General features: G+C 62.5%; 25 protein-coding genes. 11 read left to right on the forward strand and 14 right to left on the reverse strand.

What is annotated here, in order from left to right:
* Positions 1-12: 12 nt before the first annotated feature.
* The 4 genes from ACF8EF_RS17540 to ACF8EF_RS17555 all read right to left on the reverse strand — a co-directional run bounded on the left by ACF8EF_RS17540 (position 13) and on the right by ACF8EF_RS17555 (position 2,441).
* Entirely contained in the window at positions 13-567 is a 555-nt protein-coding gene (locus ACF8EF_RS17540; protein WP_019437142.1) for a DUF2589 domain-containing protein, read from the reverse strand.
* A 75-nt stretch (positions 568-642) separates the two neighbouring features.
* Complete coding sequence (locus ACF8EF_RS17545) at positions 643-1,287, reverse strand: DUF2589 domain-containing protein (RefSeq protein WP_176684625.1); 645 nt, start codon at positions 1,285-1,287, stop codon at positions 643-645.
* A gap of 63 nt (positions 1,288-1,350) precedes the next feature.
* On the reverse strand, positions 1,351-1,731 hold the full coding sequence (locus ACF8EF_RS17550; protein WP_003248057.1) for a Mor transcription activator family protein: 381 nt from the start codon (positions 1,729-1,731) through the stop codon (positions 1,351-1,353).
* Positions 1,732-1,982: 251 nt separating this feature from the next.
* Positions 1,983-2,441 carry a hypothetical protein gene (locus tag ACF8EF_RS17555; RefSeq protein ID WP_176684624.1) on the reverse strand — a complete coding sequence of 153 codons (459 nt, stop codon included), beginning with the start codon at positions 2,439-2,441 and terminating at the stop codon, positions 1,983-1,985.
* Positions 2,442-2,592: 151 nt separating this feature from the next.
* Between ACF8EF_RS17555 and ACF8EF_RS17560 the strand changes: the two genes are divergently transcribed.
* Complete coding sequence (locus ACF8EF_RS17560; protein WP_003248064.1) at positions 2,593-2,781, forward strand: hypothetical protein; 189 nt, start codon at positions 2,593-2,595, stop codon at positions 2,779-2,781.
* 36 nt (positions 2,782-2,817) lie between these two features.
* On the opposite strand, the gene ACF8EF_RS17565 is transcribed toward ACF8EF_RS17560, so the two are convergent.
* Complete coding sequence (locus ACF8EF_RS17565) at positions 2,818-3,192, reverse strand: fe2+ zn2+ uptake regulation protein (RefSeq protein ID WP_176684623.1); 375 nt, start codon at positions 3,190-3,192, stop codon at positions 2,818-2,820.
* A gap of 196 nt (positions 3,193-3,388) precedes the next feature.
* Here ACF8EF_RS17565 and ACF8EF_RS17570 point away from each other — a divergent pair, with 196 nt between their 5' ends.
* The gene (locus ACF8EF_RS17570) at positions 3,389-5,701 is read left to right on the forward strand and encodes an acylase (protein ID WP_392461053.1); all 2,313 of its coding nucleotides are present in this window, start codon (positions 3,389-3,391) and stop codon (positions 5,699-5,701) included.
* Positions 5,702-5,782: 81 nt separating this feature from the next.
* On the opposite strand, the gene ACF8EF_RS17575 is transcribed toward ACF8EF_RS17570, so the two are convergent.
* Positions 5,783-6,505, reverse strand: a complete 723-nt coding sequence (locus tag ACF8EF_RS17575) for a UDP-2,3-diacylglucosamine diphosphatase (protein ID WP_176684621.1) — start codon at positions 6,503-6,505, stop codon at positions 5,783-5,785.
* Positions 6,502-7,002: a peptidylprolyl isomerase gene (locus ACF8EF_RS17580; RefSeq protein ID WP_176684620.1), complete on the reverse strand. Its 501-nt coding sequence runs from the start codon at positions 7,000-7,002 to the stop codon at positions 6,502-6,504. Before ACF8EF_RS17580 ends, ACF8EF_RS17575 begins: the two co-directional genes overlap by 4 nt.
* 248 nt (positions 7,003-7,250) lie before the next feature.
* Between ACF8EF_RS17580 and ACF8EF_RS17585 the strand changes: the two genes are divergently transcribed.
* Both ACF8EF_RS17585 and cysS read left to right on the forward strand, forming a co-directional pair.
* Positions 7,251-8,954, forward strand: a complete 1,704-nt coding sequence (locus ACF8EF_RS17585; RefSeq protein WP_010953806.1) for a glutamine--tRNA ligase/YqeY domain fusion protein — start codon at positions 7,251-7,253, stop codon at positions 8,952-8,954.
* 9 nt (positions 8,955-8,963) lie between these two features.
* A complete protein-coding gene (gene cysS, locus ACF8EF_RS17590) occupies positions 8,964-10,346 on the forward strand; it encodes a cysteine--tRNA ligase (protein ID WP_392461054.1) in 1,383 nt (460 codons plus the stop codon).
* A gap of 130 nt (positions 10,347-10,476) precedes the next feature.
* Here cysS and ACF8EF_RS17595 read toward each other — a convergent pair whose 3' ends face one another.
* The 3 genes from ACF8EF_RS17595 to csiR all read right to left on the reverse strand — a co-directional run bounded on the left by ACF8EF_RS17595 (position 10,477) and on the right by csiR (position 13,296).
* Positions 10,477-11,868: a HAMP domain-containing sensor histidine kinase gene (locus ACF8EF_RS17595; protein WP_176684619.1), complete on the reverse strand. Its 1,392-nt coding sequence runs from the start codon at positions 11,866-11,868 to the stop codon at positions 10,477-10,479.
* Positions 11,846-12,526, reverse strand: coding sequence for a response regulator transcription factor (locus ACF8EF_RS17600; protein WP_176684618.1), 681 nt, complete (start codon positions 12,524-12,526; stop codon positions 11,846-11,848). The genes ACF8EF_RS17595 and ACF8EF_RS17600 overlap by 23 nt, the downstream gene beginning before the upstream one ends.
* 74 nt (positions 12,527-12,600) lie before the next feature.
* Positions 12,601-13,296 (reverse strand): DNA-binding transcriptional regulator CsiR, encoded by a 696-nt coding sequence (csiR, locus tag ACF8EF_RS17605; RefSeq protein WP_392461055.1) that lies wholly within the window; start codon positions 13,294-13,296, stop codon positions 12,601-12,603.
* Positions 13,297-13,490: 194 nt separating this feature from the next.
* Between csiR and glaH the strand changes: the two genes are divergently transcribed.
* The 6 genes from glaH (at position 13,491) to proP (ending at position 21,188) form a co-directional block, all read left to right on the forward strand.
* Positions 13,491-14,468: a glutarate dioxygenase GlaH gene (gene glaH, locus ACF8EF_RS17610; RefSeq protein WP_176684616.1), complete on the forward strand. Its 978-nt coding sequence runs from the start codon at positions 13,491-13,493 to the stop codon at positions 14,466-14,468.
* Between the two features lie 114 nt (positions 14,469-14,582).
* A complete protein-coding gene (gene lhgO / locus ACF8EF_RS17615; protein WP_176684615.1) occupies positions 14,583-15,833 on the forward strand; it encodes an L-2-hydroxyglutarate oxidase in 1,251 nt (416 codons plus the stop codon).
* Between the two features lie 150 nt (positions 15,834-15,983).
* Positions 15,984-17,375, forward strand: coding sequence for a GABA permease (gene gabP / locus ACF8EF_RS17620; protein ID WP_176684614.1), 1,392 nt, complete (start codon positions 15,984-15,986; stop codon positions 17,373-17,375).
* A gap of 87 nt (positions 17,376-17,462) precedes the next feature.
* Positions 17,463-18,356, forward strand: coding sequence for a PA4780 family RIO1-like protein kinase (locus ACF8EF_RS17625; RefSeq protein WP_021782398.1), 894 nt, complete (start codon positions 17,463-17,465; stop codon positions 18,354-18,356).
* 196 nt (positions 18,357-18,552) lie between these two features.
* On the forward strand, positions 18,553-19,527 hold the full coding sequence (gene hemB / locus ACF8EF_RS17630) for a porphobilinogen synthase (protein WP_010953815.1): 975 nt from the start codon (positions 18,553-18,555) through the stop codon (positions 19,525-19,527).
* A 158-nt stretch (positions 19,528-19,685) separates the two neighbouring features.
* Positions 19,686-21,188, forward strand: coding sequence for a glycine betaine/L-proline transporter ProP (proP, locus tag ACF8EF_RS17635; RefSeq protein WP_176684613.1), 1,503 nt, complete (start codon positions 19,686-19,688; stop codon positions 21,186-21,188).
* Here proP and ACF8EF_RS17640 read toward each other — a convergent pair whose 3' ends face one another.
* The 4 genes from ACF8EF_RS17640 to ACF8EF_RS17655 all read right to left on the reverse strand — a co-directional run bounded on the left by ACF8EF_RS17640 (position 21,189) and on the right by ACF8EF_RS17655 (position 25,878).
* Complete coding sequence (locus tag ACF8EF_RS17640) at positions 21,189-21,890, reverse strand: YoaK family protein (RefSeq protein ID WP_209966390.1); 702 nt, start codon at positions 21,888-21,890, stop codon at positions 21,189-21,191. It lies immediately after the preceding gene.
* 9 nt (positions 21,891-21,899) lie between these two features.
* On the reverse strand, positions 21,900-22,529 hold the full coding sequence (locus ACF8EF_RS17645; protein ID WP_209966387.1) for a riboflavin synthase subunit alpha: 630 nt from the start codon (positions 22,527-22,529) through the stop codon (positions 21,900-21,902).
* 173 nt (positions 22,530-22,702) lie between these two features.
* The gene (gene treS, locus ACF8EF_RS17650; RefSeq protein WP_392461056.1) at positions 22,703-24,769 is read right to left on the reverse strand and encodes a maltose alpha-D-glucosyltransferase; all 2,067 of its coding nucleotides are present in this window, start codon (positions 24,767-24,769) and stop codon (positions 22,703-22,705) included.
* A gap of 191 nt (positions 24,770-24,960) precedes the next feature.
* A complete protein-coding gene (locus ACF8EF_RS17655) occupies positions 24,961-25,878 on the reverse strand; it encodes a LysR family transcriptional regulator (RefSeq protein WP_176684611.1) in 918 nt (305 codons plus the stop codon).
* Positions 25,879-25,998: 120 nt separating this feature from the next.
* On the opposite strand from ACF8EF_RS17655, the gene ACF8EF_RS17660 reads away from it, so the two are divergent.
* Positions 25,999-26,757 (forward strand): 5-oxoprolinase subunit PxpA, encoded by a 759-nt coding sequence (locus tag ACF8EF_RS17660; RefSeq protein ID WP_392461057.1) that lies wholly within the window; start codon positions 25,999-26,001, stop codon positions 26,755-26,757.
* Positions 26,758-26,811 lie beyond the last annotated feature (54 nt).

Genomic DNA, 26,811 nt, shown 5'->3' on the forward strand with positions numbered 1-26,811 from the left:
GCGTGGCGGCCATCAACGGACGGTGGCCGCCTCGATGAACTCGTTGGTGTCGGGTGAGGGCGGTGGGGGGGTGGCGCGTACCGGGACGATCAGGTTGGTGTATTCCTCGATCAACCGGTTCAAGGCCTCTGGCGGTTCGCTTGCCTGAAACTGCATGCGGATCTGCACTTCGTCCGGGTCGCGGTTTTCGCCCTGACGGCCTTGGCCACCAATGGTGACCTTGAAGCTCGCGGCCTTGCTCTCGCTTGCGGTCAGCAGTGCCTGCTGCGCCTCGGTGCCTTTGACCCTTACCGACAGGTCGACCTGCATGCGCTCCAGGGCCAGTCCTTTCGGTGACACCAGCGCAAACAAGGGGACGCGCATGATGTGCTGCCCATCCATGGCCACCTCGACCATCTTGGCTTTCATGGGGGCGCCCAGTGCTTCGGTGTCGCACTCGAAAAACTGGTCGAACAGGTTGATGTACTGCTGGGCAATCAGGCTGTTGGTGGCACTGGCGGCTTCTTGCAGGCCACGGGTAATTTCACGCAGGTCAATGGAGGTCATGGGGGCGGGGGGCTTTTGCAACGATTCGACTCCTCAGGCCAGGGTGTGCCCCTCCCAAAACCGGCAGGAGGGGCAATCGGGTCAAGCACCAGCGGTTTACGGGGTCGGCAGGTTTGCAGGCGCGGGCCGTTTCAAGGTATCCGCCTGGGAGATTTCGTCCGGGCATTGCAGTTCGGCGGTTCGGACAACGGTTGGCTTGGTCGCGGCGTCAGTGAGGAACTCGATTACCCTCATCATCGCTTCGGGCGGTTCCTGACGCTTCAGGGTCGTGTTGAAGGCATAGCGGGCGCGAGTATCTGTTTTGCGGGTTTGCGTGGATTTGTGGCTTACGCTGCCTTTCACGTTCAGCCTGAACGGCCCCCATCCGAGTGAGCCGCTAGCTTCTGCATTCATGTCCTTGCTGGAAACATCTTCCGACATCTGGTTGATAACCAGCTCGAACGCTACATTACCCTCTTCGATGGAAATGTTGGGGTGGGTAATGGCCGCCATCAGCGGCACTTTCATGGTCTTGCTGACCACGCCTTTGTACTCGCCCTGTTCATCGACGATGGTTTCGTCGTAGTCGAACTGGATGGCGACTGCCTTGCCATCCTGGACGCATACCTGCATCAGGAAGTCGGCGTACGATTTACTGGCGGTTACCTGCGCCTGGACCATGGCCTGCAAGGGACCGGCGATCATGCGGTCCATCGGCAGGGCATTGATGACGGAGCCTATAAGGCTGTTATCTAACGACATATCGGAAAGCTCGCTCTATGTAGGGGTAAGGCAGCCGCGAATGGCAGCTACGGTGTTCGGGCGTCAGCGCGTGCAAAGCTCCTGGCGCCGGATGTTGCCGATCTGCCGCAGGCTCAGGCCGTACTTGTTGGCCAGCAGGCTGCGGGACAGTCCGTTGGCGCTCTCCTTCTGAATCTGCTGGTTGCGCAGTTGACGCAGAAAGTGGTCAGCCTTGGGGATCTCCAAGGCGACCCCGGCAAAGCGCTTGATCAGTGCGTCGAGCGCTTCGGCCGGCAGCACGTCGGCGAGCTTGGTGCGCTCGCGGTGCTTGGGTATGTACTTGGGCCTGCCGCCGTAGGCGCAGGTCAGTTGGTAGGCGTTTTCGATGCCGATACAGTCGATCAGGGCCTGCAGTGAGTGGGGCAGTTGGCTGATATCGATCTGGCTCAAATCTGGCATTTGCATATGGCGCTCCTTCGGGGTGGATGGGATGTGCGACCCGATCACCCGCGGCGTTATGTCGAAGGTGTGAGCAAATTCTGTGCGACAGCCGAGGCGCGTCGCTAGGCGGCATAGGGGTTGGGGGTTGTAGCTTCGGTGAACAGGATTTGCAGGCAGCGATATCTGGCTCTGTAGGAAATGGCGCCGATATTTGGCTGTGCCGCTTGGTTTCCTGTCGGGTCACTTCCGATGATGTGGAGTGGGTGCGGCACCCCTCAATCGCACGGATAACTGCTCAGCAAGCTGGCGCTACCCAGATAGGCTTGAGGGGTATCGCGCATGCCCGGCGGCAACGTGCGCCAATCGACCAGCAGGCACAGCGCGTGCAACGGCTGGCCGTTGCGCTGGCCGATGACCTGGTCGGCAAAGTGGCGGCGGTACAGTACCTGGGTCTGACGCAGTGGCTGTGCCTGGTCGGCCTGTGCCAGTGTCAGTCGGGCCAGGTCGGGCAAGCGGGCTGTGGGCACGCTGAAATGTACCGGTGCAGCATCGGTCTGCAGGTAGCCGGCCTGGCGTACGCGTTGCCACAGTTGTTGCCATTGGCTGGCACCGGCATGGGTGGCCAACTCGCGGCCCAGTTCGAGCAGGTGTTCGGCCGGCGTCTGCTGGGTGTCCAGTGCATGAAGGGAGAGCGGGGTCAGTAACAGCGATGCGAACAACAGGGGTTTGTACATGGTGCCTCCGGCGTGGGTGCTAGGGAGCCCCATGCTTTCAGGCTGACGTCACCCCACCCAGCAGGAAATCCAGCGCCGGGGGCGGTGACCGTTGTATCATTGCCGCGGCTCGTTGCGAGCCATTTGCCCCTGATGTTGCAAGGAACATTCGATGACACACGTGCAGCGCCTCAAATATTCACTTCTGATCATCCTGGTGGTACTGGGCCTTATGTTGGGCCTGTCCCACCTGCAGAAGCAGGGCACGATCAGTGAGCAGACCTTCCAGATGCTGGCCATCGCCATTGCCGTGGTGGTCGTGGTGATCAACGGCATTCTGCGGCGCAAGGTCAAGCCCTGATCTGCGCGGGCCGGCCAGGCATGGCCGGCCATGCGCTCAGCGCGACGGTGTTTGCTCCAGCACGGCGCGCGCCTGGGGGTTGAGCCTGTAGCATTTGTCGCTACCCAGTTGTATGACGCCTTCGGTGCACAGGCGCTTGAGCACTTCGCGCACACTGAGGAACGACAGCGGGATATCCAGTTGTTCCAGTTGTGCGTGCACCCCGCGCACGCCAATGCTGCGGCCATTGCGGTCGGCGGCGTGCAAGGCGTCGATAACCTTGAGGCGGATCAGGCTGGTGCGCAGGCCGAAGGTGCGCAACAGCTCGCGGATCTGTTCGTTGCCGACACGTTCTTCAGCAAATACGTCCTGTCCCTTGGACGCTTTGCCTGGGGCGTGCCCGGCCTGGATCGAGGTTTGCGGGTTGTACATGCGAATGCTCCTTTTCGTGGACGAACCCGAAATGTGGGTGGCTCACTTACTAGGACGAATGAGCACGCAAAAACTGCAACCCATTCGTGAAAAAAATGCCTGTTTCTCATCAAGACGTTCCGTCGCCTTGTAATACGTAAAATATTCATCTGGCCATTCGTCTGATCGGGATGACCCCCGAACCCGAGGAGTGCCCGTGTTTCCACTTTGCCGTCCCATGACTTGCGCCGGCCTGGCCGCTGCCCTGGTGGCCTTCAGCGTCGGCGTGCAGGCCCAGCCCGCGATAGCCGATGCCACTGCCCAGATCCGCCACACCCGTTACGGCGTACCGCATATCGTGGCCAAGAATGAGCGTGGCCTGGGCTATGGCGTCGGCTATGCCTACGCCCAGGACAACCTATGCCTGCTTGCCAATGAAGTGCTGACCGTGAACGGTGAGCGCTCACGCTTTTTCGGCACCAAGGGCAAGACCCTGGAGCAGCGTGACAACCTGGCCAGCGACCTGTTCTTCACCTGGCTCAACAGCCCAGCGGCGGTCGATGCCTTCCTGCAGGCGCAACCCGCGCCGGTGCAGGCATTGCTGGCGGGCTATGCCAGCGGCTACAACCGGGCGTTGGCCGAGCGCCGTCGTCAAGGGCTGCCTGCCGAGTGTGGCGACGGTGAGTGGGTGCGGCCCATCAGCAGCCAGGATCTGGTCAAGCTGACCCGCCGTTTGCTGGCCGAGGGCGGTGTCGGGCAGTTCGTCGAGGCGTTGGCGGGGGCGCAACCGCCAACGCTGACCAGCCAGCAATCGTCAGCGGACTTTGCCACCGCTTTGGCCCGGCAGGCGCGGTTCGCTTCGGAGCGCGGCAGCAATGCGGTGGCAGTAGGCGCGCAGCGCTCAGCCAATGGCCGCGGCCTGTTGCTGGCCAACCCCCACTTCCCGTGGATGGGCGGCATGCGCTTCTACCAGATGCACCTGACCATTCCCGGCCAGCTCGATGTGATGGGGGCGGCGCTACCAGGCCTGCCGGTCGTCAACATCGGTTTCAACAAGCACCTGGCGTGGACGCACACCGTGGACACCTCCAAGCACTTCACGCTCTACCGCCTGCAACTCGACCCCAAAGACCCGACCCGCTATATGCTCGATGGCAAGTCGCTGCCGATGGCCCGGCAAACCATCCGTGTTATGGCCAAGGCCGCGGATGGCAGCCTGAGCCAGATTGAGCGGCAGGTCTACAGTTCGCAGTTCGGCCCTGTGGTGCAATGGCCAGGTCACCTGGACTGGAATGCGCAGGCGGCTTACAGCTTGCGAGACGCCAACCTTGAAAACACACGGGTGTTGCAGCAGTGGTACCAGATCAACCGTGCCGACAGCCTGACGGCATTGAAGGGTTCGGTCGAACAGTTGCAGGGTATCCCGTGGGTCAACACGCTGGCCGTGGACGAAGGGGGGCGGGCTTTGTACCTGAACCAGTCGGTCGTGCCCTATGTCGACCAGCAACTGCTGGATGCCTGCAGCAACCCGCAGGCGCAAGGGCGCCTGGTGGTGCTGGATGGCTCGCGCAGTGCATGCCAGTGGAAGGTTGACGCGCAGGCTGCGCAACCGGGCATCTTCCCGGCGCGGCTACTGCCAAGCCTGGAGCGTGAAGACTTCGTGCAGAACTCTAACGACCCGGCCTGGATGGCCAACCCGGCGCAGCCGCTGACTGGCTATTCTCCACTGGTCAGCCGCAGTGACCAGCCGCTGGGCATGCGTGGTCGCTTTGCCCTGCAGCGCCTGCAAGGCAAAGCCCGGCTAGGGGTAGATGAACTGCAGCGCATGGTCACCGATGACGAGGTGTACCTGGCCAGCCTGGTGTTGCCAGACCTGCTGCAATGGTGCGAGGGTGCCAGTGCAGAGGTGCAGCCAGTGTGCAGCAGCCTGGCCGCCTGGAACGGCAAGGCCGACCTCGACAGTGGTATGGGCCTGGTGCACTTCCAGAACCTCTTCAATACGCTGGCTGAGGACCCGGAAAGCTGGCGAGTGGCATTCAACCCGGCCGACCCGCAACACACCCCACGCGGCCTGGCTGTCGAGCAGGCGGCGGTGAGCAAGCGGGTACATCAGGCAGCACTGGTGTCGCTCAAGCAGGTCAGTGAAAGTGGCGTTGCCCGGAATGCCCGTTGGGGGCAGGTGCAACAGGCCCTTGATGGCACGCCGGTACCGGGTGGCCCGCAGGCACTCGGGGTGTACAACGCGATCTACAGCGTGCCGCACGGGCAGGGCAAGCGGCTGGTGGTGAGTGGCACCAGCTACCTGCAACTGGTCAGCTTCACCGACAAGGGGCCAGAAGCCCGTGGCCTGCTGGCGTTCTCCCAGTCGAGTGAGAAGGCTTCGGCGCATGCCAGTGATCAGACCAAGGCATTTGCGGCCAAGCAACTGGCGGTGATTCCGTTTACCGAGGCGCAGATCAAGGCAGACCCGGAGTATCGGGAAGTGGTGATCAGTGAGCGGGACAAAGGGGCGGTAGTCAGCCAGCCCTGAGGCGTCAGCCTGCGCCGGCCCATTCGCGGGTAAACCGGCTCCTACAGGGGCCTGCGGGCTTGCCCGCGAGCCCCTGTAATGTCAGGAAAACTCGAACGGCGCCAGCTGAAAGCCCTGTTCGTCAACCTGCAAGGCCCAACCGCGGCGATCCCAGTCGCCCAGTACGATACGCCGTGCCGGTTGCCCGTCGACCACCAGCTTGTGAATCGCCGGCCGATGGGTATGGCCATGCACCAGGGTGCGCACGCCATGCGCCGCCATCACCTTGGGTACTTCTTCTGGCGTGACGTCGACGATTTCGGTGGACTTCATCCGCGTTTGTGTACGGCTTTCATTGCGCAGCTTGCGCGCCAGCCGGTAGCGGGCCGACAGCGGCAGGTGGCGCAGGATCCACAAGCTCAGCGGATTGCGCAGCAGGCGGCGCATCTTCATGTAGCCCAGGTCGCGGGTGCACAGGGTGTCGCCGTGCATCAGCAGCACCTGTTCACCGCCCAGTTCGATCACACTGGGGTCGTTCAACAGCGTGCAGCCCGCCGCCTCGCAAAAGGCCTGGCCAATCAGGAAGTCACGGTTGCCATGCATCAGGTAGATGGCCGTACCACTGTCGCTCAGCCGGCGCATGGCCTGGCAGATCGACTGCTGGAAGGGCGTCATGGCATCGTCGCCAATCCACGCTTCGAAGAAGTCACCAAGGATGTACAGGGCCTTGGCGTGCCGGGCGCGGCCATCGAGCAGATCAAGAAACGCCCGGGAAATATCCGGGCGTTCTTCTTGCAGGTGCAGATCAGAGATCAGCAGAATCACTCAATGATCTCGGCTTTCTCGATGATCACGTCGTCTGCCGGTACGTCCTGGTGGCCAGCTTTGGAACCGGTGGCGACCTTTTCGATGGCGTCGACCACTTCACGGCCTTCGATCACTTCGCCGAATACGGCATAGCCCCAGCCTTGCACGTTCTTGCCGCTGTGGTTGAGGAAGTCGTTGTCGGAGGCGTTGATGAAGAACTGCGCCGAGGCAGAGTGCGGCTCCATGGTGCGGGCCATGGCGATGCTGTACTTCTTGTTCTTCAGGCCGTTGTCGGCTTCGTTCTGGATGCTGGCGCGGGTTTTCTTCTGGTTCATGCCGGCTTCGAAGCCGCCGCCCTGAATCATGAAGCCTTTGATCACACGGTGGAATACGGTGCCATCGTAGTGGCCATCCTTGACGTACTGAACGAAGTTTTCGGTAGTCAGCGGCGCTTTCTCGGCGTCCAGTTGCAGGACGATGTCGCCGTGGTTGGTGCTCAGTTTGACTTTGGACATGCTGAAACTCGCTCTTTCAAGGCAATCAGAAATTAGGGTGCGCAGGGCGCGGGTTATCACCAGACGCAGGATCAGGCGATCGCGACACATGGCGCGCACTGGCCATTTTGCCAGGCTGCGGCAAAAAGCCGTGATAAATCACATCAGTTTGTCCGGGCGCGGCTGTCAGCAGCTTGACTGCTTCGGCTATGATAGGCCCTTTGATTCAATCGGCCTACCCAGGCTGGACACACGCATTCAAGGATCCTATGAGCAAGCCCACTGCCGACAACGCGCCCAACGCCGCTGCCAAAGGCGCCCCCGCTGTCCCTGCGAACTTCCTGCGGCCGATCATCCAGGCCGACCTGGACTCGGGCAAGCACAGCAGCATCGTCACCCGTTTCCCGCCGGAGCCCAATGGTTACCTGCACATCGGCCACGCCAAGTCGATCTGCGTCAACTTCGGCCTGGCCAAGGAGTTCGGCGGCGTCTGCCACCTGCGTTTCGACGATACCAACCCGGCCAAGGAAGACCAGGAGTACATCGACGCCATCCAGAGCGATGTCAAATGGCTGGGCTTCGAGTGGGGCGGCGACGTGCGCTATGCCTCCGACTACTTCGACCAGTTGCACGACTGGGCGGTCGAGCTGATCAAGCGTGGCAAGGCCTATGTCTGCGACCTCACCCCTGAACAAGCCAAGGAGTACCGCGGCAACCTCAAGGAGCCGGGCAAGAACAGCCCGTTCCGCGAACGCAGCGTGGAAGAAAACCTCGACCTGTTCGCCCGCATGAAGGCCGGCGAGTTCAAGGACGGCGAGCGTGTGCTGCGGGCCAAGATCGACATGGCCTCGCCAAACATGAACCTGCGCGACCCTATCCTGTACCGCATTCGCCATGCCCACCACCACCAGACCGGCGACAAGTGGTGCATCTACCCCAACTACGACTTCACCCACGGCCAGTCGGATGCCATCGAGGGCATTACCCACTCGATCTGCACCCTGGAGTTCGAAGGGCATCGTCCGCTGTACGACTGGTTCCTCGACAACCTGCCGGTGCCGGCACACCCGCGCCAGTACGAGTTCAGCCGCCTGAACCTGAACTACACCATCACCTCCAAGCGCAAGCTCAAGCAACTTGTGGACGAGAAGCACGTCGACGCCTGGGACGACCCACGCATGTCGACCTTGTCCGGCTTCCGTCGCCGTGGCTATACGCCGGCTTCGATCCGCAACTTCTGCGAAATGATCGGCACCAACCGTTCCGACGGTGTGGTCGACATGTCGATGCTCGAGTTCAGCATCCGTGACGATCTGGACCGCACCGCGCCACGCGCCATGTGCGTGCTGCGCCCGCTGAAAGTGGTCATCACCAACTACCCGGAAGGCCAGGTCGAGCAGCTTGAGCTGCCACGCCACCCGAAGGAAGACATGGGCGTGCGTGTACTGCCGTTCTCCCGCGAGCTGTACATCGACCGCGACGACTTCATGGAAGAACCGCCGAAGGGCTACAAGCGCCTGGAACCGGCCGGTGAAGTGCGCCTGCGCGGCAGCTACGTGATTCGTGCTGACGAAGCGATCAAGGATGCCGATGGCAATATCGTCGAACTGCGTTGCTCGTACGACCCGGACACCCTGGGCAAGAACCCTGAAGGCCGCAAGGTCAAGGGCGTGATCCACTGGGTGCCGGCCGAGGGCAGCGTCGAGTGCGAAGTGCGCCTGTACGACCGCCTGTTCCGCTCGCCGAACCCGGAAAAGACCGAGGAGGGCGGCAGCTTCCTGGACAACATCAACCCTGCTTCGCTGCAAGTGCTCAGCGGTTGCCGTGCCGAGCCGTCGCTGGCCCAGGCGCAGCCCGAGGACCGCTTCCAGTTCGAGCGCGAAGGCTACTTCTGCGCCGACTTGAAAGACAGCCAGCCGGGCCGCCCGGTGTTCAACCGCACTGTCACCCTGCGTGACTCCTGGGGCAGCTGAGGAACCGCCGTGCTTACCATCTACAACACCCTGAGCAAAGCGAAGGAAACCTTCAAGCCGCTGGATGGCAACAAGGTGCGCATGTACGTGTGCGGCATGACCGTGTACGACTACTGCCACCTGGGTCATGGCCGCAGCATGGTGGCCTTCGACCTGGTCACCCGCTGGCTGCGCAAGAGCGGCTATGAGCTGACCTACGTGCGCAACATCACCGACATCGATGACAAGATCATCAACCGGGCCAACGAGAACGGCGAAAGTTTCGACGCCTTGACCGCCCGCATGATCGACGCGATGCACGAAGACGAACGCCGCCTGAACATCCTGCCGCCGGACCAGGAACCGCGTGCCACCGACCATATCGCCGGCATGCACGCGATGATCCAGACCCTGATCGACAAGGGGTACGCCTACGCGCCAGGCAATGGCGACGTGTACTACCGCGTCGGCAAGTTCGTCGGTTACGGCAAGCTGTCGCGCAAGAAGATCGAAGACCTGCGTATCGGTGCACGCATCGAGGTCGACGAAGCCAAGCAGGACCCGCTCGACTTCGTACTGTGGAAGGGCGTCAAGCCGGGCGAGCCGAGCTGGGAATCGCCATGGGGCCCGGGTCGCCCGGGCTGGCACATCGAGTGCTCGGTGATGTCCACCTGCTGCCTGGGCGAGAGCTTCGACATTCACGGCGGCGGCAGCGACCTGGAGTTCCCGCACCACGAGAACGAGATTGCCCAAAGCGAGGCGGCCACTGGCAAGCCGTACGCCAACGCCTGGATGCATTGCGGCATGATCCGTATCAACGGCGAGAAGATGTCCAAGTCGTTGAACAACTTCTTCACCATCCGCGACGTGCTCGAGAAGTACCACCCGGAGGTGGTGCGCTACCTGCTGGTGGCCAGCCACTACCGCAGCGCGATCAACTACTCGGAAGACAGCCTGCGTGACGCCAAGGGTGCGTTGGAGCGCTTCTACCACGCCCTGCGCGGCCTGCCACGGGTGGCGGCCAAGGGTGGCGAAGCCTTTGTCGAGCGTTTCAGCGTGGCGATGAACGACGACTTCGGTACCCCCGAAGCCTGTGCCGTTCTGTTCGACCTGGTGCGCGAGATCAACCGCCTGCGTGACAGCGACCCGGAAGCGGCTGCCGGCCTGGCCGGTCGACTGCGCGAGCTGGGGGATGTGCTGGGTGTGCTGCAACTGGAGGCCGATGACTTCCTGCGTGCCGGTGCCGAAGGCAAGGTCGATGCGGCTGAAGTCGAGGGCTTGATCCAGGCGCGCCTGCAGGCGCGTGCGGACAAGAACTGGGCCGAGTCCGACCGCATTCGCGACCAGTTGACTGCCATGGGGGTGGTGCTGGAAGACAGCAAGGGCACGACTACCTGGCGTCTGGCTGACTGAAGTAACTGGGGCTGCGGTGCAGCCCTTCGCGGGCACGCCCGCTCCCCGCAGGGATAGCGCACACTTGAAATGTCGCGCCAACCTGTGGGAGCGGGCGTGCCCGCGAAGGGCCGCAACGCGGCCCCAGCTTTTATTTGCCTAGACCCGCAAGCGGACAGTGCAATACCAGCCTGGCCCCACCCAATTCGCTTTCGCCAATCTCCAGCCCGAACCCATGCAGGTCGACGATCGCCGCCACGATCGACAACCCCAGCCCGAAGCCGGCATGGCGGTGGCCCTCATCGCTGCGATAGAACCGTTTCAGTACAGCCGTTCGCTCTGCTTCGGGAATACCAGGCCCACTATCCTCGATCGCCATGTGCACGCCGTTGTCATCCTGCGTGGCGGCAATGCGCACACGACCGCCCTCGGGCGTGAACTTGATCGCGTTGCCCACCAGATTCGCCAAGGCCTCGAACAGCAGCTCGCGGTCGCCGTGCAGTGCCGGTAGCTGCGCAGGTTGGTGCAACTGCAGGTGAATACCGCCATCCTCGGCCAATGGCAGGTAAAAATCGTGCAGCTCTACCAGCAGCTCATGCGGGTCAAGCTGGACGAAGCCGGCGCGGCGCTGGCGGTCTTCCAGCTCGCTGATGCGCAACAACCCGCGAAAGCGCGCCATCAAGGTGTCGGTTTCGCCGATGGCCTGGTCCAGTGCTTCGGCTTGCGCAGAGTCCACGTCGCTTTGCTGGCGAATACGGTACAGCTGGGCGCGCAGGCGGGTCAGCGGTGTGCGCAGGTCATGGGCAATGTTGTCGCACACACCCTTGACCTCGTGCATCAGCCGTTCAATGCGGTCGAGCATGGCATTGACGATCGCCGCAAGCATGTCCAGTTCGTCACGGCGGGCCGACAGAGGCAGGCGGTGGGTCAGGTCGCCGGCGACGATCAGTTCGGCCTGGGCCTGGATCGCACGTATACGCTTGAGCGGCCTGCGCCGTAGCAAGTACCAACCGGCAAAACCCGGGATCAGGGTCAGCGAGATGCCCCAGAGCAGGGCGTGCAGGATGATCCGGGTAACCACGAACAGCGAGCCGTTGTCACGTACCAGCACCAGCCACCGGCCATCCTGTACATTGATTGCCACCGCGTCGCAGCTGTCGCGAGGCATGCGAGGGTCGTCGGCATCCAGGCAGCGTTTCAACTCATGGATCTTGCCGTCCAGCCTGAGCTCTGGGGGCAAGGCCCGCACGCTGCCGCCAATCGGGTTGAGCTGAGGGTCGAACAGGCCGTAGGCGTCAAAGCTGCGCTCCTCGAACGCCTGGCTGGCAATCAGGGCATCGTCCAGCTGCTTGCCGCTCATGTGTGCGAACAGGTGCTGGCGCTGCAGCATGGAGTGACGGGTGAGTTTGCTCAGGTAGCTGGACACCTCGAAATACAGCACCCCCATGAGGATGCTGCTCCAGGCCACGAACAGAAAGCTGTAGAGTGCCAGCAGGCGGCTGGTAGAGGAGCTCCAGCCTTTAGACGGGTTCAGCAATGGCATAGCCGGAGCCCCGTACCGTACGGATCAGCGGCGACTGGCCGGGGGAGTCGATCTTCTTGCGCAGGCGGCCGATGTGCACGTCGATCAGGTTGGTGCCCGGGTCGAAGTGATAGCCCCAGACTTCCTCGAAAATCATCATCCGCGTGATCACCTGGCCGCTGTGGCGCATCAGGTACTCCAGCAGCTTGTACTCGGTGGGCAGCAGGTTGAGGGTATTGTCACCGCGGCGCGCTTCGTGGCTGATCAGGTCCAGCTCCAGATCGGCAACCTGCAGGCGGGTCTGGGTCATGGGCACGCTGTTGCGGCGCAGCAATACCTCGACTCGCGCCGCCATTTCGTCGGAGGCGAACGGCTTGGTCAGGTAGTCGTCTCCGCCGGCACGCAGGCCGCGCACCCGCTCATCGACGTCGGAGAGGGCGCTGATCATCAGGATCGGCGTAGCGATCTTGAGGTTGCGCAGGGTGGTGACGATGGTCAGGCCGTCGACCTCGGGCAGCATGCGGTCCAGGGTGATCAGGTCGTAGCCGCCGGCAATGGCCTTGGCCAGGCCTTCACGGCCATTGTCGGCCCAATCCACCTCCAGGCCGTGGCTGGTAAGTTCGGCGACGATTTCCTGGCCGGTGACGGCGTCGTCTTCGATGGTCAGTACGCGAGGCATGCTGGTTCCCGGGCATCTAATGAAGATTTGATTGTGCCAAAGAATAGACAACCGGCGATTTAAGAAAAATTCATCTAGCGTGCACCGATGCCTTCGGCATGCATGATCTGCGCAATGATCGGTACCGGTGTCATCAGGTGCGCGCGCATCATGGCGCTGGCGCGTGTGGCATCACGGGCGAGGATCACCTCGACCAGTGCCGCATGCTCCTGGCGCTTGAGCGCCAGCGCCTGTTCGGAAAACACCGTTTGCGTCAGCCACAGGTGGCGGTAGCGCTCGGCCTGGTCAAACAGGTAGGTGCGTGCCTGCAGCAGGTGCTTGGAGCCGCAGCCCGAGGCAATGGCAGTATGAAACGCCTTGTGCCGCTCGTCCCACACATCCAGCCGCTGCTCGCGGGTTTTTACTTCTACCACCTTGGCCAGGGTATGCGAGTGGGCCAGCACCGACGCCTCCCAGGCGTCGTCGCCGCGCTCGATGGCCAGGGCGATGATCATCGCTTCCAGGTTGGCGCGGGCGTCGTAGATGTCGTTCATCTCATCCAGCGACATGGGCGCTACCCGGTAGCCTTTCTGGCTGATCGCGTTGACCAGGTGCTCGGCCACCAGTTGCGACAGAGCTTCGCGCAACGGGCCCACACCCAGGTCGTAGCGTTCCTTGAGGGCACTCATCAACAGCTTTTCACCGGGCTTGAACACCCCGCGGATGATGTCCTGCTTGAGCCTCTCATACCCGCTGAATGCTGAGTTTTGTCGGGGGGCGAGCGCTTCCAAGATCCTGTTCCTCAAAACGTTTTGCCGATCATACCGAAACCCTCTGTCGGCGAAAAACAATGGACAAACACAAATAGTATCGTCGAATCATAAAAATGTAGACATTTTCATTTTGTGGCGATATTTTTACCTCGCCCGCACTGATCCAGGTCATTACCGGACGGCGCCACCTACTTTTTAGCCAGGACATTGCCATGAACGCCTTTACGCAGATCGACGAACTTGTCATGCCGCTGCCCCTCGAACCGCAGGGCTATTCCATCGCCCCCTCGAAACAGTCGCCGCGCCTGCTGGAACTGACCTTTGCCCGTGAAACCGTCGAAGCGTTCGTGCAGGCCGTTGCCCAATGGCCGGTGCAGGCATTGGAGTACAAGTCGTTCCTGCGTTTTCGCGTAGGCGAAATCCTTGACGAGCTGTGCCAGGGCACGCTGCGCCCGGTGCTGCTCAACACCATCCTCGATCGCGCCACAGGCGGCATGCTGATTACCCCGGTCGGCCTGGATGACGTGAGCCAGGCCGAAGACATGGTCAAGTTCACCACCGCCTGCGCCCACTTGATCGGCCGTTCCAACTATGACGCCATGAGTGGCCAGTTCTATGCGCGCTTCGTGGTGGTCAACAGCGACAACTCCGACAGCTACCTGCGCCAGCCGCACCGGGTCATGGAACTGCACAACGACGGCACGTTCGTGAACCAGATCACCGACTACGTGCTGATGCTGAAGATCGACGAAAAGAACATGGAAGGCGGCAACTCGCTGCTGCTGCATCTGGACGACTGGGAGGAGTGCGAGGCGTTCTTCCGTCACCCGATGGCCCGTCGCGAAATGCGCTGGACCGCACCGCCGAGCAAAAAGGTTGCCGAAGATGTGTTCCATTCGGTATTCGACACCGATGCCGAAGGCCGGCCGACCATGCGCTACATTGACCAGTTCGTGCAGCCGGAAAACTACGAGGAAGGTATCTGGCTGAACGCCCTGTCCGAGTCGCTGGAAGGCAGCGGCAAGAAGGTCTCGGTACCGGTAGGCGTAGGCAGTTTCCTGTTGATCAACAACCTGTTCTGGCTGCATGGCCGCGATCGCTTCACCCCGCACGAGGGCCTGCGCCGCGAACTGATGCGCCAGCGTGGTTACGTCGCCTTCCCCAAGCCGCTGTACCAGCGCGGGCAATAATGACAGGGCGCGGGGCGGGCGCTCGTCCACGCGTTTTTGCACATAACAATGCCACCAGGCCCCGTGCGGGCCTTGGTGAGCCTGCCAGGCAATGCCTGCGTGTGAGGTAAGGCTGTGTACGATTTCATCATTATTGGCGGCGGGATTGTGGGCATGTCCACGGCCATGCACCTGATCAAGGTCTACCCGGATGCGAAGATGCTCCTGCTGGAGAAAGAGTCTGGTCCGGCCCGCCATCAGACCGGCCATAACAGCGGCGTGATCCACGCCGGCGTGTATTACACCCCCGGCAGCCTCAAGGCGCGCTTCTGCCTTGAAGGCAACAAGGCGACCAAAGCCTTCTGCACCCAGCACGGCATCCGCTTCGATGAGTGCGGCAAGCTGTTGGTCGCCACCAACGATCTGGAAATGCAGCGCATGAAGGCGCTGTGGGAGCGCACCGCGGCCAATGGCCTGGAGCGCTACTGGCTGTCGGCTGACGAGTTGCGCGAGCGTGAGCCCAACATCGTCGGTATGGGGGGGATCTTCGTGCCGTCCAGCGGCATCGTCAATTACGCCCAGGTGACTGCTGCGATGGCGGCAGAGTTCCAGCGTGCCGGTGGCGAAATCCGCTATGGCGCAGAAGTGGTCGGCCTGCAGGAGCAGGCAAGTGAAGTGATCGTGCGCACCCCGCGTGATGAATTGCGCAGCCGTTTCCTGGTGACCTGCTCGGGGCTGATGGCCGACCGCGTGGTGGGCATGCTCGGGCTGCGTACCGAGTTCGTGATCTGCCCGTTCCGTGGCGAATACTACCTGTTGCCCAAGCAGCACAATCAGATCGTCAACCACCTGATCTACCCCATTCCCGACCCGTCGATGCCCTTCCTGGGGGTGCACCTGACCCGCATGATCGACGGCACCGTCACCGTAGGCCCCAACGCCGTCCTGGCGATGAAGCGCGAGGGCTACCGCAAGACCGATGTCAGCCCCAGCGACCTGTTCCAGACCCTGACCACGCCCGGCATCCTCAAGGTGCTGGCGAAGAACTTCCGCCCGGGCCTGATCGAGATGAAGAACTCGCTGTTCAAGGGCGGGTACCTCAAGCAGGTGCAGAAGTACTGCCCGAGCATTAGCAAAGCCGACCTCACGCCTTACCCGGCCGGCGTGCGTGCCCAGGCGGTGTCGCGCGACGGCAAGCTGATCGACGATTTCCTGTTCGTCAACACTGCACGCAGTGTCAACGTGTGCAACGCACCGTCGCCAGCCGCTACTTCGGCCATACCGATCGGCGCCTACATCGTCGAGAAAGTGTGCGAGCAGGTCGGCCTGCAGGGCGGCAGCTTCCCCAAGGCCGACCTGTCGGCCAACCAGAGGGCTGCCAGCTGACAGCCCAGTAACACCTTTTGCGGTTTCGTTTTACTCAACCCGTACTGCCCTGCTCACCATTCAGGGCAGGGCGGGCTTTTTCGCGCCTGCGTCGGTGACGTGCAGCCGGCGGCCCCTGCGTGGGCATGACAAAAACAACAAGGTAGCGCCATGCAAACCCACAAGAACAATTTGAGTCATGGATTGAAATCACGGCATGTCACCATGCTGTCCATTGCCGGCGTGATCGGCGCCGGGCTGTTTGTCGGCTCTGGCCGCGCCATCGCCGAAGCGGGGCCGGCCACCATCCTGGCCTATATCCTGGCGGGCGGCCTGGTGGTGCTGGTGATGCGCATGCTGGCCGAAATGGCCGTTGCATCCCCAGATACCGGCTCGTTCTCAACCTATGCTGACCTCGCCATCGGCAAGTGGGCCGGTTATACCATCGGTTGGCTGTACTGGTGGTTCTGGGTGCTGATCATCCCGATCGAGGCCAATATCGCCGCTACCATCATCAACTCCTGGGTCCCGCAGATGGAGATCTGGGTGTTGTCGTTGGTGATCACGTTACTGCTGACGGCCACCAACCTGTTCAGCGTGAAGAACTACGGTGAGTTCGAGTTCTGGTTGGCACTGGTCAAGGTGGTGGCCATTGTCTGCTTCATCGCCCTGGGTGTCTGCGCCATTTTCGGCCTGTTGCCGGGGTCCGGCGTCAGCGGCGTTTCGCGCCTGTGGGATACCGGGGGCTTCATGCCCAACGGCTTTGGTGCAGTGCTGAGCGCCATGCTGATCACCATGTTCTCGTTCCTCGGGGCCGAGGTGGTGACCATTGCTGCGGCTGAATCCGACGAGGCGGGCAAGCATATTTCCAAGGCCACCAATTCGGTGATCTGGCGGATAACGCTGTTCTACATCCTGTCGATCTTCATCGTCATCGCACTGGTACCGTGGACCGACCCGCGCCTGGCTACCGAGGGTTCTTACGTCACGGTGCTGGACACCCTCGGCGTGCCAAATGCCAAGGCCATCATCGACTTCGTGGTGCTGACCTCGGTGACCAGTTGCCTCAACTCCTCGCTGTACACCGCCTCGCGCATGGTCTATTCGCTTAGCCGTCGTGGTGATGCCCCGGCCTGTGCCCAGATAACCAGCCGCAGTGGTACACCCGTGGTGGCCGTGTTGTTGTCGACGGGGGCTGCATTCCTGGCGGTGATCGCCAACTACCTGGTGCCGGCCAAGGTGTTTGGCTTCCTCATGGCAAGCTCCGGCGCCATTGCCCTGCTGGTGTATCTGGTCATCGCCATTTCCCAGTTGCGCTTGCGCCAGCGCCTGACGGCACAGGGCAAGACACTCGGTTACCGCATGTGGCTGTTCCCGTGGCTGACCTGGGGCGTGATCCTGTTCATCAGCGGCGTACTGGTATTGATGCTGTTCCGCCCGGATCATCGCCTGGAAGTGGTCTCGACGATGGTGCTGGCGGTGTTGGTGGTGTGCTCGGGGGTGCTGGTCACCCGGCGCCGGGCGCGCGGCGGGGCCGTGGCTGGCGTAGGGCAGCGCGCCTGATTCGTCTGGCCTGAAGACAGACGAGCAAGTCGCATCAGGCTGTGAGAGGATGTCCGTCAACAAAGCCAGGACCCTGAACGCAGCCTGATGAAGACACCTAAAAGAATCGAACCGTTGATCGAAGACGGCCTGGTCGACGAAGTACTCCGGCCGTTGATGAGTGGCAAGGAAGCCGCTGTGTATGTGGTGCGCTGTGGCAGCGAGGTACGCTGCGCCAAGGTCTATAAAGAAGCCAACAAGCGCAGTTTCCGCCAGGCCGCCGAATACCAGGAAGGCCGCAAGGTGCGCAACAGCCGTCAGGCCCGGGCCATGGCCAAGGGCAGCAAGTACGGCCGCAAAGAAGCCGAGGATGCCTGGCAGAACGCCGAAGTGGCTGCGCTGTTCCGTTTGGCCGGTGCGGGCGTAAGGGTGCCCAAGCCTTACGACTTCCAGGACGGCGTGCTACTGATGGAGCTGGTGACCGATGCCGATGGCGATGCGGCCCCGCGCCTGAACGACGTACACCTGGAAGTTGAAGATGCCCGCGCGTTCCATGCCTTCGTCATTCGCCAGATCGTGCTGATGCTGTGCGCCGGAATGGTGCATGGTGATCTGTCCGAGTTCAACGTGCTGCTCGGCCCGGACGGGCCGGTGATCATCGACCTGCCGCAGGCAGTGGATGCAGCCGCCAACAACCACGCCTTCAGCATGCTGCAGCGCGATGTGGACAACATGGCCCATTATTTCGGGCGCTTTGCCCCGGAGCTGAAAAGCACCCGCTATGCGCAGGAGATGTGGGCGTTGTACGAGGCCGGCGAGTTGCTGCCCGACAGCCCGTTGACCGGGGTGTTCGAGGATGACGAACATGAGGCTGACGTAACCGGGGTGATGCGCGAGATCGACGCCGCCCGTATGGACGACGCTCGCCGCCGTGCGGCACGCGCCGAGGCTGAGCATGGGCCGGCCAAGGCAGAGGAGGTGACGCCGCCCTGGTTGCAGTAATTCAGTGCCTGTGCCGGCCGCTTCGCGGGTGAACCCGCTCCTACTGGATTTGTAGGCGCGGGTTTACCCGCGAAGAGGCCAACACAGGCAAACCCCGGGCGTTGCCATTGACGCAAGACACAATCTCGTCATTTAGCCTTTTCACTGGCGCGCGACAGGCATAAGGTATACGCCGTTCAAATTCCCTGGAGCTGTCATGTCCAACCAATTCCCGTCCGTTCGTCCCCGCCGCCTGCGCCAGAACGAGTCCCTGCGCACGATCTTCCAGGAAACCGAGTTCCGCCTTGAAGACCTGATCCTGCCGATCTTCGTCGAAGAGGGCATCGATGATTTCGTGCCGATCACCAGCATGCCCGGTGTCAACCGTATCCCCGAGAAGCTGTTGGCCCAGGAAATCGAGCGCTATGCCCGCGCCGGTATCAAGTCGGTGATGACCTTTGGCGTATCGCACCACCTGGATGCTGACGGCAGCGACACCTGGAACGAAAACGGCCTGGTTGCGCGCATGTCGCGTATCTGCAAGGACACCGTGCCGGAAATGGTGGTGATGTCCGACACCTGCTTCTGCGAATACACCAGCCACGGCCACTGCGGCGTGCTGCATGACCATGGCGTGGACAACGACGCCACCCTGGCCAACCTGGGCAAGCAGGCTGTCATCGCCGCCGCTGCCGGTGCCGACTTCATTGCCCCTTCGGCGGCAATGGACGGCCAGGTGCAGGCAATCCGCAGCGCCCTGGACGGTGCCGGCTTCCACGACACCGCGATCATGGCCTATTCCACCAAGTTCGCCTCGTCGTTGTATGGCCCGTTCCGTGAGGCCGGTGGCACCGCACTGAAAGGCGACCGCAAAAGCTACCAGATGAACCCGATGAACCGCCGCGAAGCGGTGCGCGAGTCGCTGCTCGACGAGCAGGAAGGGGCGGACGTGCTGATGGTCAAGCCGGCCGGTGCCTACCTTGATGTGATCGCCGACATCCGCGCCGCTTCGCGCCTGCCACTGGCGGCGTACCAGGTGAGTGGCGAGTATGCGATGATCAAGTTCGGTGGCCTGGCCGGTGCCATCGACGAAGGCCGGGTGGTGCGCGAAAGCATTGGCGCAATCAAGCGTGCCGGTGCCGACCTGATCCTGACCTACTTCGCCATGGACCTGGCGCGCGAAGGTATCTGAAGCCAGGCCTTCGGCATGAAAGCCGCTGCCATTGCAGCGGCTTTTCTTTGGGCGCCGTTTGGTGGTGCCGCAAACGCACAAAAAAACAGTAAGCGCTGAATTATTTAGTGTCCTGTTGTATCTGATCCCTTAGAGCATTCATCGACAGGGATACGGGTATGAAACCTCGCAAGAAAAGCGTCCAGCCAATCGGCCTGAAGGACATCACCATCGTCGACGACGCCAAGATGAAGAAGGCGATCACAGCCGCCGCGCTGGGCAACGCCATGGAGTGGTTCGACTTTGGCGTATACGGTTTCGTCGCTTATGCCTTGGGCAAGGTGTTCTTCCCCAACGCCGACCCCAGCGTGCAAATGATCGCGGCCCTGGCCACCTTCTCGGTGCCATTCCTGATCCGGCCTCTTGGCGGGTTGTTCTTCGGTGCCTTGGGCGACAGGTTCGGGCGGCAGAAAATCCTCGCCGCGACCATCGTGATCATGTCCCTGAGCACCTTCGCCATCGGCCTGATACCGTCCTATGCAAGCATTGGTATCTGGGCGCCGATCCTGTTGCTGCTGGCCAAGATGGCCCAGGGCTTTTCGGTGGGCGGTGAATACACCGGCGCCTCGATCTTCGTTGCCGAGTACGCGCCTGACCGCAAGCGCGGCTTTCTCGGCAGCTGGCTGGACTTCGGTTCGATTGCCGGCTTTGTGCTGGGCGCAGGGGTGGTGGTGCTCATTTCCACGGTTCTGGGTGAAGAACAGTTCCTCGAATGGGGCTGGCGCCTGCCGTTTTTCCTGGCCCTGCCGCTGGGCATCATCGGGCTCTACCTGCGCCATGCGCTGGAAGAAACACCTGCGTTCCAGCAGCACGTCGACAAGCTGGAGCAGGGCGATCGTGAAGGCCTGGCCTCCGGGCCCAAGGTGTCGTTCAAGGAAGTGGCCACCCAGCACTGGCGCAGTCTGGTGACCTGTATCGGCGTGGTAATTGCCACCAACGTCACCTACTACATGCTGCTTACCTACATGCCCAGCTACCTGTCGCACAACCTGCAATACAGCGAAGACCATGGCGTGCTGATCATCATCGCGATCATGGTTGGCATGCTGTTCGTGCAGCCTATGATCGGTCTGCTCAGCGACAAGTTCGGCCGACGGCCGTTCATCATCGTCGGCAGTGTCGGCCTGTTGGCCTTGGCCATTCCGGCATTCATGCTGATCAACAGTGGCGTGCTCGGGCTTATTTTCGCCGGCCTGCTGATCATTGCCGTGTTGCTGAATTTCTTCATCGGCGTGATGGCCTCGACGCTGCCGGCCATGTTCCCCACGCACATCCGCTACAGTGCCCTGGCCAGCGCCTTCAACATCTCGGTGCTGATCGCCGGCCTTACCCCGACCCTCGCTGCGTGGCTGGTGGAGAGCACAGGCGATCTGTACATGCCGGCCTATTACCTGATGGTGATCGCCGCTGTCGGCCTGATCACCGGCCTGACCATGAAGGAAACCGCCAACAAGCCCCTGCGCGGCGCGGCACCCGCGGCATCGGACATCGAAGAGGCGCGTGAACTGCTGCAGGAGCACCACGACAACATCGAGCAGAAGATCGAGGACATCGATGCGCAGATCGCCGAGCTGGAAGCCAAGCGCGAGAAGCTGGCCCTGCAGCACCCGCGTATCGAATGATCAGCGCGGCATGTAGCCACGCTGCCAGGACCGCGGGATGAACCGCGATACCAGCGCCAGCACGCAGGCCAGCGCGCAGCTGCCGGCCAGCGCCTGCAGGCCCAGGTGTTGTTGCAACCAGGCGCCCAGTGCGGCACCCAGCAGCATGCCTGCCCAAGGCACCAACTGCACCCGCCAGCCATTGCGCCGTTCGCCCAGCAGCCAGCGCCCTAGGCCGCGGCCGAAACGCGACAGGGCGCCCGTCACGTAAGTCAGGCCGATGGGCAGGCCATTCACCTGCTCGACTACTGCATTGATCATGCCCATGGCCAGCGTGGTGGCCAACAGCGCAGGGAAGGTGGCAGGCAACGGCCACGCTGCCGCGAAAGCCAGCAGTGCGGCAACCACCAACAGCACCGGCCAGGCTCGACGACGCAATCCGCGAGCCAGGAGCACACCCAGCGCATTGCCCGCGACAAAGCCTAGTACGGCGCCACTGAGGCGCAGTACCAGAGCGAGGTCTGCTTCACTGATGGCCACCGCCAGGCGTGTGGTGTTGCCACTCATGAACGAGACGAAATCGCCCAGTGCCAGCAAGCCGATGGCATCGGTCATGCCGGCCAGCACCGACAGGGCGGCGACCAGGCCGAGGCCGACGCGACCACGCATTACCTGCAGGCGCAAACGCCTGGCTGTGCGCGCGGGGAGGGCGTTAGGGAGCATGTGCAGGCCTCAGGGCAGCAGGTTTTCGCGGGCCAGGGTACCTTTGATGGTGCGCTCTACTACATCGACCAGCACCATGGTCTGGTGGTCGACCTCGATGTTGAGCAGTTCACCTGTGTGGTAACTGGCGAAGGTGGTCTGCCGCAGGGTTTCCGGGATCAGGTTGATGGTGATCACGTTGTCCTCCACGTCAGCGACCGTCAGGCTGCAGCCATTGACCCCGATGAAACCGCGCGGGAACACGTACTTGCCCCATTGCGGCGGCATACGGAACTTGATGAAGGCGCCGGTTTCCTTGATCGACAGCTCGACGATTTCAGCGGTGGTGGCGATATGGCCGGCCATCAGGTGGCCGCCGACTTCGGCGTTCATCTTCGCTGAGCGTTCGATGTTCACGCGCTGGCCGGGCTTGAAGTTGCGCAGATTGGTGCGCTCGAGGGTCGCGGTCATGGCGTCGAACCTGACCTGGCTGCCATCGATTTCGGTCACGGACAGGCAGGTACCTTCGACACTGACGCTGGCACCGATCTTCAGCTCGTCGAGCAGTTCCGGGGTGAGGTCGATGGTGAACTGGTTGTGGCCCGGGTAGGTGGTCACATCAAGCAGAGGGCGGACGGCCTGGACGATGCCGGTGTACATGGAGTTGCTCCTGGGCACGGAAAAGAAAACTTCCGAACGCTATGCCCGTAGCGCAGTAAATGCAAGACCGGGCTTCCTGGCTGGCAAGCCGGCTTGCGAGTCTGGCGCCTGCGCGGGGCAGGCGGCGTGCTTGTGGGCGAACCCGGTTTGCCGACGGCAGGGCCACTGCAGATTCAAACATGCCCGCTGCTGTTGACGATCCGCAGGCACAGCGCCTCGTACGGGTCCAGGTTCACCATCAGGCGCCCGTCCTCGGTCAAATCGCCTTCGACCGTCTCGTTGATCATGTCGACCACCGGCCCGGGTGTGAACCCGGTCAACAGCAGTTCCTCGGCAATCGTGTCCTGGCCGAAGTTCAGCGCACTGATCTGGATACCCCGCCCGGCTGGCAGCTCGTGCACCATCACCAGCAGCCCCGGGCTGCTCACCTCAGGTACCAGCACCTGACGGCTGGTGGCGATGCCGTAGGCCTGGCGCACAGCCAGCAGTTTCTTCACCTTGCAGGCAAATGAATCACCCTCGTCCAGCTGGCTGTCGAGGCTGCCGTACAGCGCCCTGGCGCGCGGCATGCCACGCACTGAAGCCTCTGCCTGCGGGTCGAGCCCGGCGAGGTCATAGCCGCCCCGGTGAATCCAGCGGGTATCGCCATCGAGCATGCGTTCGGCAACCGCCTCGGCGGGCAAGGGCAGGGCGCCGACCAGGTCCCAACCGGACAAGGCGACCACCCCCGGCTGCATGGCGTTGTACATGACCAGCAGCAGGTGCACCTTCTTGATCAGCTCGATATCCGCCTCGCCAATCTGTTCGAGGTCGCGAATACCCAGGGCAGCAGCGATCAGGCTGGCGGTGGTGCAGGCGATGCCGTTGGTCACGAAGCGCAGGTTATACGGGGCATGTTCTCCCGACAGCCGTTCGTAGATCTCTTCGCGGATATGTTCGCGCAAAATGCTGCCAGGCAGGGTCTGGCCTTTGTACAGGTACATGTCGTGCGCGTGCAGTGTCCAGAAGTGCACCAGCTCCACGGTCAGTTCGTCATGGTTTTGCAGGGCATGTATCAGCGAGGCCGGGTCGATGCCGAAGGCGTGCATCTCCTTGAGCATCAGGCGCAGGAACTCGGTGTCGCCGGTCAGCAGCGCATGCTGGTAGGCCGGCCGGGTAATGAAATCGTAGGACAGGTCGGCGCCTCCCCTGGACATCTGCGCAATGTCATCGAGGGTCAGGTTCAGCTCCTGGAAGCTGAAACCGCCGGCCTTGCGGATCATGCCACCGATCAGCTGGTTGCCGACGATCGACAGCGGGTGGCTTTCCGACCAGGCGGTGCCGCTGGCGCGGGTTTCCACGCCGAGAAAGCCGTTGGCGTCCAGGCGCAGGCCGCGGGCACCGAGGCAGTCCAGGGCGTGCAACGCATCACCAATGATCATTTGTTGGGCGGCGAAGGTCGGGTCCAGCCAGTTCAGCGACGGCTGGCCCTCTTTGAAGTAGTGCAGGTACACCCAGCGCCGGGTCTTGCCGTCGACGCCTGTGATCGGCGGCGTGGCGCTCCAGTCGGTTTCCTTCACGCCCGGCTCGAAGAAGATCACCCGTTGCAGCTGGCCAACGATGTAATGGCGCGCCTTCAGCTCGTCACACTGCGCGGGCAGCAGGTTGACCGCATCGCGTCCGGCGGGCACCTCGGGCAGCAGCGTCCAGTCTTCTTCGCGGATCTCGACCATGTGGTACAGCCCCGGGTAGGGGCCATGGGCGATCTCGGCCAGGCGGAAGTCGGCGCCCTTGCCGGTGTGCGAGGGGATCAGGTCGTCGATGGTCACGGCATTGTGCGCAGCGGCCATGCGGCTCATCTGGATCAGCTCCTGCTCGCTGCCGTACAGCGGGTCGATGTCGAAGCTGATGCGGTCGAAGTTGCCGTCCACGCTAGGGGTGAGTTCGCGGCCGCGGATGCCACCGGACAGTTTGATAGGGCCCGTGTGCAGGCCCTGCACGCCAATCTCCGACAGGCGCTTCCACAATGCTTCGTGAGCCAGGGCACCGAGCACCGAGCAGCCCTCAGGGGCGATGATGGCGTCGGGGTAGACGGTGAGCCAGACCGAGGCGATTTCGGTGGCGCGGCGGGGCTGGGCCTCGGCGTAGGGTTGTTGCCACAGGCGCGACTGGCCTGAGTACAGGCTGGCACGCGCCTGGGAGGCCTTGAGCATGGCGCGGTCTTCGAGCCATTTGACGTATGACGGGTCGGGCTGGGTCATTTCGCGTCCTCTTTGCGTGTCGGCACCGGCTCAGATTATGACGGCATTGCGGCCTGAACGTTCGGCTCGAGATGGGTGTTGGTTTCTTCGCGGGCTCGCCCGCTCCCACAGGCTGCCATACCGCTGAAGATTTGCGCTGCACCTGTGGGAGCGGGCGCGCCCGCGAAGAGGCCGGGCCTGCAAAGGCAGGCTCAGCGCCGGGCCGACAACTGCTGCGGCGCCAGAAACGCATCATGGAAGTAATTGCGCACCGCCTGCATCGCCGGGCTGAACGCCCGTTCCCGGTGCCAGGCCAACCCTACGCTCATCGGTGCGACCGGGTCGCTGATGGTCACCGTCTCGATACGCTTGCCCTCCAGCGACCACGGGCGGTGCACCAGGTCTGACAGGATTGCCACGCCACTGCCATTGGCCACCATGCTGCGCACGGCCTCCACCGAACTGGTCCGCACCCTTACGCTCGGCCGCTGCCCGGCCTGCTCCCAGTAACGCATGGCACTTTGCTCGGCTTCATCCACGGTCAACAGGATGAACGGCTCACAGGCCACATCGGCCAGGCTCACCGCCGAGCGTTCGCACAGCGGGTGGTGCGCGGGCAACCACAGCCGGCGCTCGGAGTTGAACAGGGTTTCCGAAACGATGTCGGGGTGGGTGAGGTTGGCGGTGAGCACCACCGCCATGTCGAAACGCCCTTCCAGCAGGCCTTGCTCGATGGCGCTGCGTTCCTGCTCGTAGAGCTCCAGGGTCACGCCCGGATGCCAGTGCTCCAGGCGTTGCAGGTGGTGCGGCAGGAAGTAACCGATCACCGTGTAACTCGCCGCCAGGCGCAACAGGCCGCTGGCGCGCACGTCCGGAAGCGGGCTGTTCAACGCGTCGTCGACACTGCGCAGGATGACGTAGGCACGGTTCAAAAAGTGCCGGCCGGCCTCGGTCAGGCTCATGCCTTGGGCCGAGCGCTGGAACAACAGCACACCGAGCATTGCTTCCAGCTCCTTGATGGCCGTGGTCACTGCCGACTGGGAGATGTTCAGGTGGATCGCCGCTTGGGATATCTGGCCGATTTCAGCGGTGGCAACGAAGTAGCGGACCTGGCGCAGGGTCAGTGACACGGTAGGCTCCCGGGGTATCTGATTTTCAGAAGGTACCCCATCTGTTTATAGATCTTCCCAAGGGGGTGTAGAGAATCTAACGTGGCTTGCATGCAGTCACAAGTGCCAGGAGATGCCGTCATGCAAGCAGTAGACTTCAACTCGGACATGGGCGAGGGCTTTGGCCCGTGGACCATTGGCGATGGCGTCGACAATGAGCTGATGGGTTACATCAGCAGCGCCAACATCGCCACTGGTTTCCATGCCGGCGACCCCGGCACCATGCGCCGCACCGTCGAGCGCGCCAAGGCACTGGGCGTTGCTGTGGGGGCACACCCGGGATTCCGTGACCTGGTTGGCTTTGGCCGCCGGCATATCAATGCCTCGGCGCAGGAACTGGTGGACGACATGCTCTATCAATTGGGCGCGCTGCGTGAAATCGCCCGTGCCCAGGGCGTGCGTCTGCAGCACATCAAACCGCACGGGGCGTTGTACATGCACCTGGCGCGTGACGAAGAAGCCGCGCACTTGCTGGTGGAAAACCTGCGGGTGATCGAGCCGGAACTGCTGCTGTTCTGCATGCCGGGTTCGGTGATCTGTCGCATTGCCCAGGCACTGGGCCAGCCGGTAGTTCGCGAGTTCTACGCCGACCGCGAGTACGACCTGAGCGGGTCGATCGTGTTTACCCGCAATGTGCGTGGCTACGAGCCCCAAGCCGTCGCCGAGCGGGTGCTGCGCGCTTGCCGCCAAGGCGTGGTGCGTACGGTCGAAGGCCAGGACCTGGCCATCGAATTCGATTCCATTTGCCTGCACAGTGACACCCCGGGCGCGCTGGATCTGGTCGAGGCCACGCGCAGGGCCCTGGATACGGCTGGCATCGTGGTGCGTGCGCCGCGCTGAATCAATCAGGCATCCGGCAAACAGACAAGCCGGAGCCCGAGCATTTTATTTTCG

The sequence above is a fragment of the Pseudomonas sp. zjy_15 genome, from assembly GCF_043101865.1.
Lineage (GTDB): Bacteria > Pseudomonadota > Gammaproteobacteria > Pseudomonadales > Pseudomonadaceae > Aquipseudomonas > Aquipseudomonas putida_Y.